At 68.0% G+C, this 17914-nt stretch carries 18 protein-coding genes; 9 read left to right on the plus strand and 9 right to left on the minus strand.

Annotated elements, in window-relative coordinates:
- The first annotated feature begins 35 nt into the window (after positions 1-35).
- On the plus strand, positions 36-1241 hold the full coding sequence (locus FQV39_RS19135; protein WP_248313065.1) for a penicillin-binding protein activator: 1206 nt from the start codon (positions 36-38) through the stop codon (positions 1239-1241).
- Positions 1242-1256: 15 nt separating this feature from the next.
- Here FQV39_RS19135 and FQV39_RS19140 read toward each other — a convergent pair whose 3' ends face one another.
- Positions 1257-3425, minus strand: coding sequence for a protein-disulfide reductase DsbD family protein (locus FQV39_RS19140; protein ID WP_149131737.1), 2169 nt, complete (start codon positions 3423-3425; stop codon positions 1257-1259).
- Positions 3426-3608: 183 nt separating this feature from the next.
- On the opposite strand from FQV39_RS19140, the gene FQV39_RS19145 reads away from it, so the two are divergent.
- Entirely contained in the window at positions 3609-4457 is an 849-nt protein-coding gene (locus tag FQV39_RS19145; protein ID WP_149133930.1) for an SDR family NAD(P)-dependent oxidoreductase, read from the plus strand.
- A 12-nt stretch (positions 4458-4469) separates the two neighbouring features.
- Here the strand turns inward: FQV39_RS19145 and FQV39_RS19150 are convergent, their stop codons facing one another.
- From FQV39_RS19150 to FQV39_RS19160, 3 genes are all read right to left on the minus strand, one after another.
- The gene (locus tag FQV39_RS19150; protein ID WP_149131738.1) at positions 4470-5246 is read right to left on the minus strand and encodes an ABC transporter ATP-binding protein; all 777 of its coding nucleotides are present in this window, start codon (positions 5244-5246) and stop codon (positions 4470-4472) included.
- Positions 5222-5905 carry an ABC transporter permease gene (locus FQV39_RS19155; RefSeq protein ID WP_472840654.1) on the minus strand — a complete coding sequence of 228 codons (684 nt, stop codon included), beginning with the start codon at positions 5903-5905 and terminating at the stop codon, positions 5222-5224. Before FQV39_RS19155 ends, FQV39_RS19150 begins: the two co-directional genes overlap by 25 nt.
- 74 nt (positions 5906-5979) lie before the next feature.
- The gene (locus FQV39_RS19160) at positions 5980-6924 is read right to left on the minus strand and encodes an ABC transporter substrate-binding protein (RefSeq protein WP_472840655.1); all 945 of its coding nucleotides are present in this window, start codon (positions 6922-6924) and stop codon (positions 5980-5982) included.
- Positions 6925-7167: 243 nt separating this feature from the next.
- On the opposite strand from FQV39_RS19160, the gene FQV39_RS19165 reads away from it, so the two are divergent.
- From FQV39_RS19165 to FQV39_RS19190, 6 genes are all read left to right on the plus strand, one after another.
- On the plus strand, positions 7168-7635 hold the full coding sequence (locus FQV39_RS19165; protein WP_149131741.1) for an Lrp/AsnC family transcriptional regulator: 468 nt from the start codon (positions 7168-7170) through the stop codon (positions 7633-7635).
- Between the two features lie 397 nt (positions 7636-8032).
- Positions 8033-9358 (plus strand): phosphopantothenoylcysteine decarboxylase domain-containing protein, encoded by a 1326-nt coding sequence (locus FQV39_RS19170; protein ID WP_187639988.1) that lies wholly within the window; start codon positions 8033-8035, stop codon positions 9356-9358.
- 5 nt (positions 9359-9363) lie between these two features.
- On the plus strand, positions 9364-9837 hold the full coding sequence (gene dut, locus FQV39_RS19175) for a dUTP diphosphatase (RefSeq protein WP_149131743.1): 474 nt from the start codon (positions 9364-9366) through the stop codon (positions 9835-9837).
- Entirely contained in the window at positions 9834-10286 is a 453-nt protein-coding gene (locus FQV39_RS19180) for an RrF2 family transcriptional regulator (protein WP_149131744.1), read from the plus strand. Before dut ends, FQV39_RS19180 begins: the two co-directional genes overlap by 4 nt.
- Before the next feature lie 84 nt (positions 10287-10370).
- Positions 10371-11333: a cysteine synthase A gene (gene cysK, locus FQV39_RS19185; protein ID WP_149131745.1), complete on the plus strand. Its 963-nt coding sequence runs from the start codon at positions 10371-10373 to the stop codon at positions 11331-11333.
- Positions 11330-11782 carry a GNAT family N-acetyltransferase gene (locus FQV39_RS19190; protein WP_149131746.1) on the plus strand — a complete coding sequence of 151 codons (453 nt, stop codon included), beginning with the start codon at positions 11330-11332 and terminating at the stop codon, positions 11780-11782. Before cysK ends, FQV39_RS19190 begins: the two co-directional genes overlap by 4 nt.
- 6 nt (positions 11783-11788) lie before the next feature.
- On the opposite strand, the gene FQV39_RS19195 is transcribed toward FQV39_RS19190, so the two are convergent.
- A complete protein-coding gene (locus tag FQV39_RS19195; protein ID WP_149131747.1) occupies positions 11789-12658 on the minus strand; it encodes a VOC family protein in 870 nt (289 codons plus the stop codon).
- A gap of 120 nt (positions 12659-12778) precedes the next feature.
- Positions 12779-13831: a YihY/virulence factor BrkB family protein gene (locus FQV39_RS19200; RefSeq protein ID WP_149131748.1), complete on the minus strand. Its 1053-nt coding sequence runs from the start codon at positions 13829-13831 to the stop codon at positions 12779-12781.
- Positions 13832-14112: 281 nt separating this feature from the next.
- Here FQV39_RS19200 and FQV39_RS19205 point away from each other — a divergent pair, with 281 nt between their 5' ends.
- Positions 14113-14811, plus strand: a complete 699-nt coding sequence (locus FQV39_RS19205; RefSeq protein WP_187639989.1) for an outer membrane protein — start codon at positions 14113-14115, stop codon at positions 14809-14811.
- Between the two features lie 117 nt (positions 14812-14928).
- On the opposite strand, the gene recR is transcribed toward FQV39_RS19205, so the two are convergent.
- From recR to FQV39_RS19220, 3 genes are all read right to left on the minus strand, one after another.
- Positions 14929-15534: a recombination mediator RecR gene (gene recR / locus FQV39_RS19210; protein ID WP_149131750.1), complete on the minus strand. Its 606-nt coding sequence runs from the start codon at positions 15532-15534 to the stop codon at positions 14929-14931.
- 108 nt (positions 15535-15642) lie between these two features.
- Positions 15643-15963 carry a YbaB/EbfC family nucleoid-associated protein gene (locus tag FQV39_RS19215; protein WP_149131751.1) on the minus strand — a complete coding sequence of 107 codons (321 nt, stop codon included), beginning with the start codon at positions 15961-15963 and terminating at the stop codon, positions 15643-15645.
- A 21-nt stretch (positions 15964-15984) separates the two neighbouring features.
- On the minus strand, positions 15985-17850 hold the full coding sequence (locus FQV39_RS19220; RefSeq protein WP_149131752.1) for a DNA polymerase III subunit gamma/tau: 1866 nt from the start codon (positions 17848-17850) through the stop codon (positions 15985-15987).
- Positions 17851-17914: the final 64 nt, after the last annotated feature.

Below are 17914 nucleotides of genomic sequence, written 5' to 3' on the forward strand. Positions count from 1 at the left end.
GCACCTGCCTGCCCGGTCACGACTGGAGATCGCCCGTGTTGCATCATCGGTACGTCGCACCGGTCCTGCGGTTCAAAGCGCGGGCTCTCGCGGTCCTTCTGCCGCTGGCGCTGGCCGCCTGCAGCGGCGGCACCTCCGGCCTGCCGGGCTTCGATTCGGGCTCGCCCGCGCCGGGCGCGGCACCAACCGGGCAGACTATCGGCAACGGCAAGGTCAAGGTCGGCCTCGTGCTGCCGCTGACGGCAGAGGGGCAGGGCGCAGTCGTCGGCAATTCGCTGAAGAACGCCGCCGAGATGGCGCTGGCCGAGTTCCCGAACGCGGACCTCACGCTCCTGGTGAAGGACGACCGCGGCACGCCGGAAGGCGCCCGCGCGGCAACGCAGGAAGCGCTGTCGGAAGGGGCGGAGCTGATCATCGGCCCGCTCTTCGCACCCTCAGTGCAGGCAGCGGCGCAAGTCGCGCGTGGCGCCAATCGCCCGATCATCGCCTTCTCGAGCGACACCAGCGTCGCCTCGCGCGGTGTCTATCTGCTCTCCTTCCCGCCCGAGAACGACGTCAACCGCGTCATCGCCTATGCCAGCCAGCAGGGCCGGAAATCCTTCGCCGCCCTCCTCCCCGATACCGCCTATGGCAAGGTCGTCGAGGCCGCCTTCCAGCAGGCCGTCGCCAGCCGCGGCGTCCGCGTCGCCGCAATCGAGCACTTCGGCTCAGATCCCGCCGCGATGCGCAGCGCGATCCAGCGGCTGATGCCCTCGCTCCAGCAGGCGGACGCGCTGTTCGTGCCCGCCGCCGCCGACACCATGCCGACGCTCGGCCAGCTGCTGCAGGAAGCCGGCTACAATCCGGCGAAGGTGAAGCCGCTCGGCACCGGCGTCTGGAACGATGCCGGCGTGGCGCGTGTGCCGGCGATCCAGGGCGGCTGGTTCGCCTCGCCCGACACCGCCGGCTTCAACGCCTTCGCCGGGCGCTATCAGCAGCGCTTCAACAGCGCGCCGACCCGCACCGCGACGCTCGCCTACGACGCTGTCTCTCTGTCGGCGGCACTCGCCCGCACGCAGGGATCGCAGCGCTTCTCGGAAGCCGTGCTGACCAATGCCTCGGGCTTTGCCGGCGCCGACGGCGTCTTCCGCTTCCGTCCGGACGGACAGGTGGAGCGCGGGCTTGCCGTGCTCGAACTGCGCAACGGCCAGATCGTCACGATCAACGCCGCACCGCGCGATCTCGGCCCGCGCTCGCAGTAGGCCGTCTGGCCGCGATCAGGGACGGTTCGCCGCGGTCTTCACGCCGCGCCCGGCGGCCCGTTCGGCCGCCGCGATCAAGGTGTCCGCCGTCAGGAGCTGCGGCAGGATCTCCGCCTGCCCGTCCTTGCTGCCCGGATAAAACAGGTAGAGCGGCACGCCGGCGCGGCCCTGCTCGGCTAGCGCCTTGGCGATGCGCGCATCGCGATTGGTCCAGTCCGCCTTGAGATAGGTCACGCCAAGGCTCGCGAAGGCGTCCTTCACCTCCTGCCGGGACAGCGCGACCCGCTCGTTCGCGATGCAGGTGATGCACCAGGCCGCCGTGAAGTTGACGAAGACCGGCTTTCCTTCAGCCTGCAGCGCCGCGACGCGCTCGGGCGACCAGGCCTCGATGTCGCCAGCACGCGCTTCGGTCGTCGCGCCGGGAACGGCGTTCTGGACCGTGAACCAGCCCGCGCCGAGCACGACCAGCACCGCCAGCACCGAGCCGAAGACGCGACGCGGCAGAGACCCGCGCGTGACCCCGACGAGCCAGACGACGAAGCCGGCCGCCAGCACGGCGACGAGCGCCGCCAGCACGCCCTGCGGGCCGCTCTGCACCGAGGCGACCCAGATCAGCCAGACCGCGGTCGCGAACATCGGAAAGGCGAAGGCCTGCTTCAGAACCAGCATCCAGCGGCCGGGCTTCGGCAGCAGGCGCAGCAGGCCGGGCGCGAAGGAGAGCGCCACGACCGGCAGCGCAAAGCCGAGCGCCAGCGCCACGAAGACGGAGAAAGCGACCGCCGGCGGCTGCGTCACCGCATAACCCATCGCCGCCCCCATGAAGGGCGCCGTGCAGGGCGTCGCCACGATCACGGCCAGCACGCCGGTCATGAAGGCACCGAAGCGGCCGCCCCGGCTGGCGAGACCGTCGCCAAGGCCGGTCACCGAAGTACCGATCTCGAAGGCGCCGAGCAGATTCAGGCCGATCAGCACCATCACCACCGCCAGCGCGATGACGAGGGGCGGGGACTGGAGCTGGAAGCCCCAGCCGACGCTGTTGCCCAATGCTCCCAGCGCGACCACCGCACCGGCCAGCACCGTGAAGGCGATGAGCACGCCGCAGAGGAAGAGCAAACCTTGTTCGCGCACCGCGCTGCGATGGGCATGGGCGAGCTGGGCAAAGCCGAGCGCCTTGATGAAGAGCACCGGCAGCACGCAGGGCATCAGGTTGAGGATCAGCCCGCCGGCGAAGGCCAGCGCCAGTGCCGCCCAGATCGTCAGATCGGCGCCCTCGACCGGAACCGGAATCCGCACCACGGCGGGCCGAGCCTCCGACGGGGCTGTTCCGGCCGCGGTCAGCAGCGCCGGATCGGCATCGGCGGCGAGCGTCACGGCCTTGGCCTCGCCGTTCTCGCTGAAGGTCAGGACGCCGGAAACCTCGGGCTCCTGCAGCTTGAAGGCGCCGGAGCGCACCAGCGTCAGCGCCGGTTTCTCGCCGGCAGAGAGCGACTGGTCTGCCGCATGCTCGATCAGCGTATCCAGAACAGGAAAGAAGCGCAGATCGCTCGCGCCGGACGGCAGCCCCGGCAGCTCCAGCGCGAGCTTGTCACCCGCGCTGCGGAGCCTGCCCCGGAACGGCGCTGGCTTCGGCAGGACCGCCAGCGCTGCATCGATGCGCGCCTGGGCCGCTTCGTCGACCCCGCCCGCGGCCGCGATCGGCAGGTCGAGCGTGAACGAACCTTCCTCGGGAATGCAGATCTTCTCGCAGACCAGCCAGGTGGCATCGGCCTTCAGCGTGAAAGTCTCACCGGCTTTGGCGTCGGCCGGCACGGCGATCTCGACCGGCAGCAACACCGTGCCCTCGAAACCGAAATTGACGAGCGGCTCGACCCGGATCGCCTTCGGCGCCGGCCATTGGATGTCTCCGGCCGTCGCGCCGGCGGGCAGGTCCCACTGGATCCGCGTCGGCTCGCCGGAATCGCCGGGGTTCAGCCAATAGGTATGCCAGTGCGGGGCGAGCTTCTGGACCAGCGCGACCTTGAAGCGCTCGCCCGGCGTCACCGTGTCGCGGCTCGACAGCAGCGTCGCGGTGACGCGCGGCGACGTCACCGGAGCGGACTCGCTCGCCAGCGTCAGGCCGGGCGCCAGCAACCCCAGCGCCAGCACGGCCTTGCCCAGGAAACACCCACCGAAAATGCGCCGCATGATCTCGTCACTGCCCTCGGATACCCGGACCCCATGCCTCAATCCGGCCTCGCATACCAATGACAAGGCGGTGAGGCTGGCTCTGCCGCATTCTCCGTCATCCGTTTGCGGCAGGCAGCGCGCCATGATGTCGCCGCGGCGCGCGCCTTAGCTCCGCCCTCCGAATCGTGGACCATGAAGACCATGACCAGCCACCCCGCTCTCGCTCCCACCCATGTGGCCGTCATCACCGGCGGCGCCTCCGGCATAGGCTTCGCCGCCGCCCGCGCCTTCGCGGATCGCGGTATGAGGATCGTGATCGCGGACAGGGACGCCGAGGCGCTGAAGGCAGCCGGGCAGGTTCTGGCGACGCTGATCGGTGACGAGAATGTGCTTGCGGTCGGAACCGACGTCTCGCGCCGGGACGAGATCGCCCATCTGCATGAGGCGGTCATCGCCCGCTTCGGCAAGGTCCATGTCCTGATGAACAATGCCGGTACACAGCCGGGCAGCGCGATCTTCGGGCCGCAGGACAACTGGGAGCGCACGCTCGCCGTCAACCTCGGCGGCATCGTCGCCGGCACGCAGCTCTTCGGGCCCGAGATGATCGCCCATGGCGAGCCGGCGCTGATCATCAACACCGGCTCGAAGCAAGGCATCACCACCCCACCGGGCGATCCAGCCTACAATGTCTCCAAGGCCGGAGTGAAGGTCTTCACCGAGGCGCTGCAGCACGAGCTGCGCAATACCGAGGGCTGCAAGGTCAGCGCCCATCTGCTGATTCCCGGCTTCGTCTTCACCCCGCTGACGGCGCGCGGACGCGTCGAGAAGCCGGACGGCGCCTGGACGCCGGAGCAGACCGTGGATTTCATGCTGGAGCGGCTCGCGGCTGGGGACTTCTACATCCTCTGCCCCGACGGCGAGACGAGCCGCGCCCTCGACGAAAAGCGCATGGCCTGGGCGATGGGCGACATCATCGAGAATCGCCCGCCGCTCTCCCGCTGGCACAAGGAGTACGGCGAGGCGTTCAAGGCTTCCCTCGACAAGGACTGAGGGCGCCTTCGCTCAGATCGCGGCACCATCCATGACGATGTCGGCGCCGAGCCCCTGGCGGACGGCCCGCACGATTTCGGCCTCGGCTGCGGCACCGCGCCGGCGGGGGCGGGCCGCGTCGATGCGGTGCTCGGCGATGATCTGCCCGGGAGCGCCCGAGAGAATCACGACCCGGTCGGCGAGATAGGCGGCTTCGTCGATGTCGTGGGTGACGAAGAGCACGGTTTTGCCGGTGCGCTGCCAGACGCGAATCAACTCATCCTGCAGGGTTTCGCGGGTGAGGGCATCGAGAGCCGAGAAGGGCTCGTCCATCAGCAGAATCTCCGGCTCGACCGCAAGCGCACGCGCCAACGAGACGCGCTGGCGCTGCCCGCCCGAAAGCTGATGCGGCCAGCGTTGCGCCAGCGAGCCCAGGCCGACGAGATCGAGCATCTCGCCGGCCTTCGCCAGGCGCTCGGAGCGCGAGGCCCGGCCTTCCAGGCCGAAGCCGACATTGGACACGACCTTGCGCCAGGGCAGCAGCCGCGAATCCTGAAAGACGAGGGCGACCGGTCGGCGTGTCGCATCCTTGGCATTGATCACGACCTCGCCGCCACTCGGCTTCGCGAGCCCCGCGATGACGCGCAGCAGCGTCGACTTGCCGACACCGGAAGGGCCGACGATGGCGAGGAACTCGCCGCGGCCGACATTGAGATCGAGCTTGTGCAGCACCTCGGTCTCTTCGCCGTCGCGGGTGAAGGTCAGCGACAGGCCCTTGATCTCGATCACGCTTTCCAACGCAGCACCCATGTCTGGAAGGCGACGAAGCCGGTGTCGAGCAGGCCGTAGAGCGCCGCCATGGTCAGCATGTAGACGACGACGATATCGGTCGCGAGGAGGCTCGACGCCTGCATCATGCGCTGGCCGACGCCGGCGACGCCGAAGATCTCGGCCGCGACCACCGCCATCCAGGCCTGTCCCAGCGCCGTGCGGAAACCGACGAGGATTCCCGGCATCGCCGCCGGCAGCAGGATCTTGAACAGGCGAGCCCAAGGCGAGCGGAAGCCGAAGGCATCGGCGACCTCGACGAGATCGCGATCGACGCCGCGGATCGCACCCTGGGCGGCGAAGAAGACGATCCAGAACACGCCGATGGCGATGATGAAGACGGCCGCGCCCGGCGTCACGCCGAACCAGATGATGGCGAAGGGCACCCAGGCGAGGCCGGGGATCGGCCTCAACACACGCACGACCCAGGCGGTCGCCTCCTCGGCGATGCGCGACATGCCGACCAGCACGCCGAGCGCCGTGCCCAGGCCGGCGCCGACGAAGAGTCCGACGAAGTAGTGCCAGAGCGAACCTAGTATGGCCGTAAGCCAGGCGCCGGAGGTGACCTCGCGCATAAAGGCCTTCGGCAGCGCGCTCGGCGGCGGCAGGAAGGCCGGATTCACCAGCCCGAACCAAGGCATCGCCTCCCATAGCAGGAGGAAGGCGACGAGGCCCAGAAAAGCAAGGGCCGAAGCCCGAAGCCGCGCCACGATGTTCAGCCGTTCGCCTTGATCGCGCGCTCGTAATACTGCGTCTCGAACAGGCCGTCGAAGGGCAGTTCCTTCTCCAGCGAGCCGAGCTTGACCTGGTAGGCCTGCATGGCGCGCGACGGCTCGATGATCTTGCGCGGATCGATCTCGAACCGGCTCGCTGGCGAGACCAGCGCCTTCTGGATCAGCTCGGGATCGACGATGCCCTTGCCGAGCGCCGCGCCGACATGGGGTGCGGCCTTGGTCGGCGCGGACTTGATCAGGGCTGCGGCCTTGACGAGGCCGGATACGATGCTCTGCACGGCCTCGGGGTTCTTGCTGGCGAAGGCGCCGGAGACGGCGACGACCGTGCCGGGCTGGCCTGGGAAGACCTCCTCGCCGCCAGCGACGAGCTTGATCTGCGGATTGCGCGTCTGGATGATCGTCAGCGCCGGCTCGCGCACCGTGCCGCCATCGACCGCGCCGGCGAGGATCGCCTGCTGGGTGGCGTCGATGCCCATCGGCACGATCTCGATATCGGCCTTGTCGGCCTTGGCGACCTCCCAGAGCCAGTATTGCAGCACGGTGTTGGGCACCGAGCCTGCCGGCTGGGTGGCGAGGCGCGCAGGCTTGCCATTCGCAGTGCGGAAGGCCTTGAAGGCCGCCGCCGGAGTGACGCCGGCCGCGAAGAACTTTGCCAGCGAGGGCGCGGCGACGACGACGTTCTCGCCGACCGCGGTCGAGGCGACGACGCGGATGTCGACGCCGCGCGAGCGGGCAACCGCGAGCGGGGCGACGCCGGCGACATAGACGTCGATCGTGCCCGAGGCGAGCGCCTGGATCATGTTGGGGCCGGATTCGAAGACGGTGACGGCGGTCTCGATGCCACCCTGCTTCAGCCAGCCCTCGCCCGATGCGACGAAGAACGGCGCCGTGCCGACGATCGGGATATAGCCGACGCGGGCCGTCACGCTCTGCTGCGCACGGGCAACGCCGGCGAATGATGCAGCTGCCGCCAGGCTCGAACCGGCAATGAGAAACTGGCGGCGATCCATCGTTCAAATCCTTATTGCAGACAGGGTCGATTGACCCCCATTGACAGATTGAGAAAAGGATTTTCTATCTGAATGCAATAGATCGACCTCAAAAAGATAATTCGTCTTTATTTGGACGATTGAAGAGTTTAAATTTCTTCCAAGAGCGAGTTTGAGAGAATGGACGCCATCGACCGGAAAATTCTCACTGTCCTGCAGGCCGACGCGAATATTTCCATCGCCGAACTGGCCGATCGCGTCGGGCTCTCGCAGACGCCGTGCTGGAAGCGCATCCAGAAACTCGAACAGGCCGGAGTGATCCTGAAGCGCGTCGCGCTGGTGGCACCGGAGAAGATCGGGCTGGGGCTCACCGTCTTCGTCCAGATCGAGACCGCGGACCATTCCGGCCCCTGGCTGGAGAAATTCGCGCAGATGGTCGCGGCGATGCCGGAGGTGATGGAGTTCTATCGGATGGCTGGTGATGTCGACTACATGCTGCGCGTCGTCGTCGCCGACATGGCCGCCTATGACGGCTTCTACAAGAAGCTGATCGAGACGATCCCGCTCAAGAACGTGACCTCGCGCTTCGCCATGGAGCGGATCAAGGCGACGACGGCCTACAAGGTACCGGATCTGCCACGCGACTGACCGCAGAACGGATCGATCACTGGCCGATTGAACGCGCGGCGCGGTGTTCTTCCCTTCTCCCCCTGCGGGAGAAGGTGGCCCGAAAGGCCGGATGAGGGGTCGCGCGACCTTTGCCGTCATTGCGAGGAGCGAAGCGACGAAGCAATCCAGGGGCGGCAGAGCTCTACGCCCCCCTGGATTGCTTCGCTGCGCTCGCAATGACGGGAGACGTTGGCGCGACCCCTCACCCCGACCCTCTCCCGCATCGAAGCCGGCTGTTGCCGGCTTCGACACTGGGAATCGCCCATCTCGGGCAAGCCCGAGATGGGTGGGAGAGGGGGCAAGTCGCGCATGTCCCGCTTGCCGCCACCAACTGCAAAGCCTTCGACGGGCCGAGCTTCCCAGCGCCGCGCACCAAATGCTAGGAAGCGGACCGTTCGACATTCGCGCTGCCCGAGGAGCCGCCTTGTCCGCTTCCCGCTCCGTTCTCCTGATCATCGGCGGCGGCATCGCTGCCTACAAGGTGCTCGAAGTCATCCGCCGGTTGAAGGATCGCGGCATCGCCTCGCGCTGTATCCTGACCAAGGCGGGCGAGCAGTTCGTCACGCCGCTCACCGTCTCCTCGCTCGCCGGCGAACGCTGCTTCACCGATCTGTTCTCGCTGACGGACGAGGCCGATATCGGCCATATCCAGCTCTCGCGCTCGACCGATCTCCTCGTCGTCGCGCCGGCGACCGCCGATCTCATCGCCAAGATGGCGAACGGCCTCGCCGACGACCTCGCCTCGACCGCCCTGCTCGCCACCGACAAGCGCATCCTGATCGCGCCGGCGATGAATCCGCGGATGTGGCAGCACCCGGCGACGCGCCGGAACATGGCACAGCTCGAGAAGGACGGTGTCCTCGTCGTCGGCCCGAATGTCGGGGCGATGGCCGAGCGCGGCGAGAGCGGGCCGGGCCGCATGGCCGAACCGCCCGAGCTTCTCGCCGCGATCGAGGCCGCACTCGCCGGTGAAAAGCCCGCGGCCACCCGCGCCATCGGCTTTCTCGGCCGGCTGCCGGGCGGGGAGCACACCAAGTCCGGCCCGCTCGCCGGCCGGCATGTGCTGATCACCTCGGGACCGACGCATGAGGCCATCGACCCCGTGCGCTACATCGCCAACCGCTCCTCCGGGAAGCAGGGTCACGCCATCGCGGCCGCTGCGGCTGCGGCGGGCGCGCGAGTCACGCTGGTCAGCGGCCCGGTGAACCTGCCCGATCCCGACGGTGTCGAGACGGTCCATGTCGAATCCGCCCGCGAGATGCTGGCCGCCGTCGAAACCGCCCTGCCGGCCGATATCGCGATCTTCGCTGCCGCGGTCGCCGACTGGCGCGTCGCCGATACTGCTCCCGAGAAGATGAAGAAGGACGGCAAGGCTCTGCCGCCGCTGGCCCTGGTCGAGAACCCCGACATCCTTGCCACCGTCGCGCATCGCAGGAGCGGGCGCCCGCCATTGGTCGTCGGCTTTGCCGCCGAGACGCAGAACGTCGTCGACTACGCCAAAACCAAGCTCGCGAAGAAGGGTTGCGACCTGATCGTCGCCAATGACGTCGGCGGCACCGGCGTGATGGGCGGCGACGCCAATACGGTCCATCTCGTCACGGCCGCAAATGTCGAGACCTGGCCGACGCTGCCGAAGGACGAGGTCGCGAGCCGGCTGATCGCCCATATCGCAGCGCTTCTTCCGGCCGGCCGGGCGGGCTGACGGCGATGGTGACGGTCGCGCTGCAACGCCTGCCGCATGGCGCCGATCTGCCCCTGCCGGCCTATGAGACGGCCGGCGCTGCCGGCCTCGATCTGCGCGCCGCCATCGGCGAACCGCTCCTGCTCGCACCCGGCGAGAGGACGCTGGTCCCGACCGGGCTGGCGATGCAGCTGCCCGATGGTTTCGAGGGGCAGGTGCGCCCGCGCTCCGGGCTCGCGGTCAAGCATGGCGTCACCGTGCTGAATGCGCCCGGCACCGTGGACAGCGACTATCGCGGCGAGGTCAAGGTGCCGCTGATCAATCTCGGGCAGGAGCCCTTCGCCATCGCGCGCGGCGACCGGATCGCCCAGCTGGTGATCGCCCCGGTGACGCATGCCGTGCTGACCGAGGTCGCCTTTCTCGATCAGACAGAGCGCGGCGCGGGCGGCTTCGGCTCCACCGGCATCGGCGGCGGCAAGAACGGGGAGAAGCGGCCATGATGCTGCTCTCGCGCCGCAGCCTGCTCGCCATCGCCGCCGTGGTCGATATCGCGCTGCATGCCCGGCCCTCGCCTGTCGCCGCCAAGCTCCTGGCCGCGCGGCATGCCCTGCCGCCGCGCCATCTGGAGACGTTGCTGCAGACGCTGGTGCGCGTCGGCATCCTGAAGGGCGTGCGCGGCCCGCGCGGCGGCTACGAGCTCGCGCGGGAGCGGCGCAAGATCACGGCTGGCGACATCGCCCGGGCCGCCATGCAGGAAACGGGCGAGGAAGGTCTCGGTCCGCTGCCGCAATCGCGGCTGGTCGATGAGGTCGTTGGGCCGGAGGTCGAGGCGGCGTCAGCGGCCTTTCTGGCAAAGCTCGACAACGTCACCGTGGAAGAGCTCTGCCGGCGGGCGCAGGCGAAGGCCGTCTTCGGCAGAGGCGAGGCTGGAGCCGATTTCACAATTTGATATTGTAATTTACTTCTTTTAATCGACACGATCTGTGAATTGACCTAGCTTCGCCGCCAACAGTCCCTCCAGGAGGATTTATCCATGGCCGAAGCGACGAAAGCCCCCGGACGCGGGCGCATCTACAACTCGATCACCGACACGATCGGCGACACGCCGCTCGTCAAGCTGAACCGCCTGCCGGCCGAGCGCGGCGTCAAGGCGACGCTTCTCGCCAAGCTCGAATTCTTCAACCCGATCTCCAGCGTGAAGGACCGCATCGGCGTCAGCATGATCGATGCGCTGGAGGCCTCCGGCGCGCTGAAGCCCGGCGGCACGCTGATCGAACCGACCTCCGGCAACACCGGCATCGCGCTCGCCTTCGTCGCTGCGGCGCGCGGCTATCGCCTGATCCTGGTCATGCCCGAGACGATGTCGCTGGAGCGGCGCAAGATGCTCGCCCTGCTCGGTGCCGAGCTGGTGCTCACGCCCGGCCCCGGCGGCATGCGCGGCGCCGTCGCCAAGGCCGAGGAACTCAAGAACGAGATTCCAGGCGCGATCATTCCGCAGCAGTTCGAGAACCCGCACAACCCGGAGATCCATCGCAAGACGACGGCCGAGGAGATCTGGAACGACACCAACGGCCAGGTCGACATCATCATTTCGGGCGTCGGCACCGGCGGCACCATCACCGGCGTCGGCCAGGTGCTGAAGGCCCGCAAAGCGAGCGTGAAGATGATCGCCGTCGAGCCCGAGGATTCCCCGGTCCTCTCCGGCGGCCAGCCCGGCCCGCACAAGATCCAGGGCATCGGCGCCGGCTTCGTGCCGGGCGTGCTCGATCGCAGCGTGATCGACGAGGTCGTCACCGTCGGCAACCAGACCGCCTTCGAGACGGCGCGCGCTCTGGCCAGGAGCGAGGGCATCCCGGCCGGCATCTCGTCGGGCGCGGCTGTCGCAGCGGCCCTCGAAGTCGGCGCGCGACCGGAGAATGCCGGCAAGACCATCGTGGTGATCATTCCCTCCTTCGCCGAGCGCTACATCTCCAGCGCCCTGTTCGAGGGGCTGTGAACCCGGCAGCCATCCAGATCGTCCGGCTGGCAGAAAGCCTGCCGGACGATTTCGAGGCGCTGCGCCACGAGGCAAGCGCGGAAAGCTACCGCTTCGTCGAGGGTCTGCGCGAGGAATGGCTGGCCGGCCGCTATGTCGACGGTGACGACCGCTTTGCCGTCTTCGCAGCTTTCCAGGAAGGCGAGCTCGCCGGTATCGGCGCCCTGACGCCCGATCCCTACGACCCGGAGCCCGATCTCCTGCGGGTTAGGCACGTCTATGTCCGGCCACTGCGTCGCGGCGCCGGCATTGGTCGCGTCCTTGCTGCCGCGCTGATTCAGCAAGGACTGGCGCTGGCACCGCGCCTTTCGCTGCGTGCAGCCGATCCACGCGCGACTGCGTTCTGGGAAGCGAATGGCTTCAAACCCGATACGGGCGGAACACGCCGCTCACACCTGCTGACGCGCTGAGCCTTCTCAGCGCACCATAACCAGTCTGTTGCCCCAGGGATCGGCGATGCCAGGCGCGCCGTCGGCCTCGCTGCCGCCGCCTGCAAGAATCCGCTCGCGCATCGTGATGAAATCGGCCTCGTTGCGCGCCACGATCTCGAAGCGATCGAGACCGGCCTCGCCCGGTTGACGAGGCCCGGCGCCGCGGCTGCCCCAGATATTGCCGGCGATATGATGGTGGTAGCCACCGCTGGCGAGGAAGCTGGCGCCCGGATAATGAACCATCAGATCGAAGCCGAGCAGGTCGCGATAGAAGGTCTCGGCCGCCACCGTATCGCCGACGCGCAGATGGATATGGCCCATGCCGGTGCCTTCGGGCATGCCGGCATAAGCTCCGCTCTCGGCCTCGCTCAGGAGCCTGTCGAGATCGAGCCGCTCGGTCGCCATGGCGATGCCGCCATCGGGCCGGCGCGGCCATTCGGCACGCGTGCGGTCGCGATAGATCTCGATGCCGTTGCCCTCGGGGTCGGAGAGATAGAGCGCCTCGCTGACGAGGTGATCGGAGGCGCCTTCGAGCGGGATGCGCGTCTCGGCGGCGTGCTTCAGCCAGTTCGCGAGATCGCGCCGCGAGGGCAGCAGGATGGCGAGATGGAAGAGGCCGGACGTCGAACTCGGCTGAGCCGCGCCGGACTGAAGCCGGACGAGCACCTGCCCGTCGATGCCGAGCTCGGCGCTGTCGCGGTCTTCGCGGATCAGCCGCAGGCCGATGGCGTCGCGGTAATAGGCGACGAGCTTGGCGAGATCGCGCACGCGCAGGGTGACGGCCCCGATATGGTAGGGCGCGTCATGGGCTTCCAGCCTGGCGACAGGCGCGGTGTTCTCTGCGGTCGCGGACATGGCGTGATCCTTTCACGGCAGCCGCATTGGCTGCCGCCATCAAAGATGGCGCTTCCCGCCCCGCTTGTCGCCACCCCCGCCGGCAAGAGCGGGATTGCAGCACTGCAATGAAGCCCCGCCTTAATCGGCTTTCGCCGGGCCAACCCTGTCGGCCATGGTCGCGCCGCGCTGGCCGAGAGGCTTCGGCTTGCCGGTCGTCGTGTCGTGCGTCGTCTGATGTTCCAGCTCGGCGTTGAGCTCCGCCCCGGCGAGCACGATGGTTGCCGAAAGCCAGAGCCAGGTCATGAACACTACGACGGTGGCAAGCGAACCATAAGCGGCCGTGTAGTTGCCGAGCGTGCTGACATACCAGGAAAAGGCATAGGAGGCCGCGCCCCAGAGCAAAGCGGCGGCGATGGCACCGGGCATGACCCAGATGAAGCGCATGCGCTCGCGGCTCGGGCCGATCCAGTAGAGAACCGCGATCGAGAGCGTCGCCAGCACGAAGAAGGCGGGCCAGCGCACCAGCCGGATCAGCCGCTCCAACCCGGAATGGAAGGGAAACAGCGCGGTCACCACCGGCAGGCTCGCGATGGCGACCAGCGCCGCAACGAGCAGCACGACGCCGCTCACCGTGGTCAAAAGCGAGATCGCGTTGAGCTTAAGGAAGCTGCGCTTCTCCTGCTCGCGGTAGATGATGTTGAGCGCGTCGAAGAGCGCCTTCACCGCCGCGTTGGCCGACCAGGCGGCGACCAGAAAGCTGATGTAGAAGGTCAGGGACAGGCCGAAACCAGATTGGGCCGAGAGCCGGATCGCCTGCTCGTGGATCAGTTCGCGCGCCGCCTGCGGAAACATCGTGGTCACCGTGTCGAGCTGCTCGGCGATGGTCGCCGGATCGGTGAAGTAGCGGTAGATCGTGACTAGCAGCGAAAGCGCCGGCACCAGCGAGAGCAAGGTGAAGAAGGCGACCGCGCCGGCGAGCGAGCTCAAGCGATTGTCGGCGACATTGCCGACGAAGCGCAGCAACACGTCCTTCCAGCCGAGCCAGGTCATCTGCAGCGGCGTCCTGGCCAGCCGCCCGCGCGCGGCTGCCTCCTGCCGGCGCCGGTCGCGATGGCCGGACAGAGCCCCCGACAGATAGCCCAGCGCAACCCCCAGCCCAGCGGCGCCTGTGATCCGTTTGAGAAATGCCATGTCTGGGTGAGCTCTCCGCGGCCGTTACGACTGCAGCTTGCGAGCAACCGCGCCGCGCCGCAATCGTTCCCATAGAGCTCGCTCACGATGGGCGCTTAGATCGCCGCGCGTCCGATCGGACGCGATAACGGTGATCTATGCTTTTGTTATCGCATCGGATTGTTCCGAAAAGTGGATTCCACTTTTCGGTCCGGTGCTTTAGCCGATTGTTAACCTTAATGCTTCGTTATGACCGGGCGCGCTCGACCCTCCGGGCGCATCACGATGTCTCGGAAAGCCCGATGTCGAAGCTCAGATATGCCCTGGCGGGATGCGTGGCGCTCATGTCCGGCGCGGCCGGCGCGGCCGATCTGCGCGGCGTCGCCCTGCCTCCCGCCCCGGAGCTGCCGGCGCTCTATTCCTGGACCGGCGTCTATGCCGGTATCCAAGGTGGCTATTCCTGGGGCAGCAACCGGGTGCGGATCGGCGCGCCAACCGACCCCTTCGCGCCGATGAGCTTCCGCATCGACGACGATTCCGCCTTCGGCGGCGCCCATGCCGGCTTCAACTATCAGTTGGGCAGCATCGTGCTCGGCATCGAGGGCGATGTCGAAGCCGTCAACAGCCGCAGCCGCTTCGCCGGCGCCGGTCTCAGCGGCCGTGTCTCGCAGGATTGGCAGGGCGCGGCGCGCGTCCGCATCGGCTATGCCTTCGACCGGCTGATGATCTATGCCGCCGGCGGCGCCTCCTTCACGGAATATGAGCGGCGCGTCTTCGATGCCGCCGGCTTCGGCGAGCGGCTGACCAGCGCACGGACCGGCTGGAATGTCGGCGCCGGCGTCAACTTCGCCTTCACCGACAACCTGATCCTCGGCGCCGAATACCGCTACACCGATTTCGGGCGGAACCGCTTCGCGAGCTCCGGCGCCTTTCCGGGCCTGACCGGCGATCAGGAATTCACGGCGCACAGCGCCCGCGCCAGCATCGCCTACAAGTTCTGAATTCTTCCGGCGTCATTCCGGACAAGCCGCGACAGCGGCGCCGATCCGGAATCCATCGAAGGGTGTTGCGCTCTACGATGGATTCCGGGGCAAGCCCGGAATGACGGCGTGGAAGCCTCAGAAGCCCGTGCGCTGGCGGATCGCGGCGGCGAGCGTGCCGTCGTCGAGATAATCGAGCTCGCCGCCGACCGGCACGCCATGAGCGAGCTTCGTTACCTTGACCGGCAGATGCGCCAGGAGATCGGTGATGAAATGCGCCGTGGTCTGGCCGTCGACCGTGGCGCTGAGCGCGAGGATGATCTCCTTCACCGCCGGCTCGGAAGCACGCGCCACCAGCGCATCGAGCGAGAGATGCTCAGGCCTGATGCCGTCGAGCGCCGAGAGAACGCCGCCGAGCACGTGATAACGCCCCGCCACGGCGCCGGAACGCTCCAGCGCCCAGAGATCGGAGATATCGGCGACAACGACAATCAGGCTGTCGTCGCGGCGCGGATCGGTGCAGAGGCCGCATGGGTCGCTGGTGTCGACATTGCCACAGCGCGAGCAGACGACGATGCGCTCGCGCGCCACCGCCATCGCCTCGGAAAGCGGGCCGAGCAGCTGCTCGCGCTTCTTGACCAGATGCAGCGCCGCACGCCGGGCCGAGCGCGGCCCGAGCCCCGGCAGCTTGGCCAGGAGCTGGATCAGCCTTTCGATCTCGGGACCGGCGATGGCGCGGGACATGGTGACTCGTCGATGGAAGCGTCATGGTCGGGCTTGACCCGACCATCTCATGACGGGAGCCCTTTCGGCACGAGATGCCCGGGTCAAGCCCGGGCATGACGGCTTATCTCAGAACAGCTTCATGCCGGGCGGGATCGGCAGGCCCTTGGTGATTTCGGCCATGCGCTCCTGCATGACGCGCTCGCCACGGGTCCGGGCATCGTTCGCGGCGGCGACGATCAGGTCTTCGAGGATCTCGCGCTCGTCCGGCACCATCAGGCTGGGGTCGATTTTGACGCCCTTGAGCGCGCCCTTGGCCGTCATCGTCACCGTGACCATGCCGCCGCCCGCCGTGCCCTCGACCTCGATGGCGTCGAGCTCGGCCTGCATATCGGCCATCTTCTGCTGCATCGCCTGAGCCTGCTTCATCAAGCCCATCATGTCGCGCATGGGAAATCCTCCTCGAAAAAATCAGAAATCGATGCCGTCGAAATCCGGCTCGGCATCGTCGAACAAAGGCTCGGCGTCGGGCAGATACTCGTCCTCGGTCGGCACTGCTGCGGCATTCTCGGCCGCGGCGATGGCACGCGGATCACGGACATCGACGATGCGCGCGCCGGGAAAGCGCTCCAGCACGGCCTTGACCGAGGGATGAGCCGCTGCATCGCTCTCGCGCCGGTCCTTGGCGGCCGCCGCCTGCTCACGCAGCGTGGCGCCGCCCTCCTCGTTGACGACGGCGACCATCCAGGTCTGGTTCGTCCATTCCTTGAGGCGGCGCGAGAGATCCTGCGCCAGGGTGCGCGAGGCGCCCTCGGCGAGCGAGAATTCGATGCGGCCGGGCTCGAAGCGCACCGGGCGGACATCGCGCTCCAGGGCGATCTTCAGCGTGATGTCACGGTTCTGCGAAGCCAGCGCCACGACATCCTCGATCGAGGCGACGATCGCAGCCGGCGCCGCAGCCGCGCGCGCGACCGGCACCGGGGCCGGATTGGCGCTGGCGAGGATCGGCCGGGCGGCAAGCGCGGTGTTGCCGCCGCCGGACGGTGGGCGCGGCGCGCCGCCGCCATTGCCGTTTGCGGCCGGGACCGAACCCATGCCGTCGCGCAGCAGCTTCAGCACTTCGTCCGGCGTCGGCAGGTCGGCGGCATGGGCAAGGCGGACCAGGACCATCTCGGCGGCCATCACCGGCCGATCGGCCTGCTTCACCTCGCCGATGCCCTTGAGCAGCATCTGCCAGGTGCGGGCGAGCACGCGGATCGAGAGGCGCTGGGCGAAATCGCCGCCGCGCACGCGCTCGGCCTGGGCGAGGCTGTTGTCCTTCACCGCCTCGGGCACGAGCTTGAGGCGGGTCACGAGGTGGGTGAACTCGGCGAGGTCGTTGAGCACCACGACCGGGTCGGCGCCGGCATCGTATTGCGCGCGCAGCTCGCCCAATGCCGTGGCAATGTCGCCCTTCATCACCGACTCGAAGAGGTCGATGACGCGCGCCCGGTCGGCGAGGCCGAGCATGGCGCGGATGTCGTCAAGCGTGATCCGGCCGGCCGCGTGCGCAATGGCCTGGTCAAGGATCGAGAGCGAGTCGCGCACCGAGCCCTCGGCGGCGCGGGCGACGGCGGCGAGCGCCTCCTGCTCGGCATCGACGCCCTCGGCCTTGCAGATGCCGGCGAGGTGATCGACCAGCACATCGGCCTCGACACGGCGCAGGTCGAAGCGCTGGCAGCGCGACAGCACCGTGATCGGCACCTTGCGGATCTCGGTGGTCGCGAAGATGAACTTCGCGTGCGGCGGCGGTTCCTCCAGCGTCTTCAGGAAGGCGTTGAAGGCGCCGGTCGAGAGCATGTGCACCTCGTCGACGATATAGACCTTGTAGCGCGCCGAGACCGGGGCATAGCGCACGGCGTCGTTGATCTGGCGGATATTGTCGACGCTGTTGTTCGAGGCCGCGTCGATCTCCATCACGTCGATATGGCGGCCCTCGATGATCTCGCGGCAATGCACGCCGAATTCGCGCAGATCGGTGGTCGGGCCGCCCTGTCCGTCGGGCGTCTGGAAGTTCAGCGCGCGCGCCAGGATGCGGGCGGTGGTCGTCTTGCCGACGCCACGCACGCCGGTCAGCATCCAGGCCTGCGGAATGCGGCCGGCCGCGAAGGCGTTGGTGAGGGTGCGCACCATCGCTTCCTGGCCGATGAGGTCGCCGAAATGGGCGGGCCGGTACTTGCGGGCGAGCACGCGGTAAGGCGTCGGCGCCGTGCCGGACGCCGCCTGCGGCGCAGGCGCCGGATCGAAACCGGCGAATCCCGGTTCGTCAGCAGAGGCGGCGTCGATCTGGTCGGTCATGAGGACTGGTTTCGCCAATCGGGAGGCGAGGGTCAATGGCGCTATGCCGACTTGGGCGCCGTAC

Origin of the sequence: Bosea sp. F3-2, assembly GCF_008253865.1 — a bacterium.
Classification (GTDB): domain Bacteria; phylum Pseudomonadota; class Alphaproteobacteria; order Rhizobiales; family Beijerinckiaceae; genus Allobosea.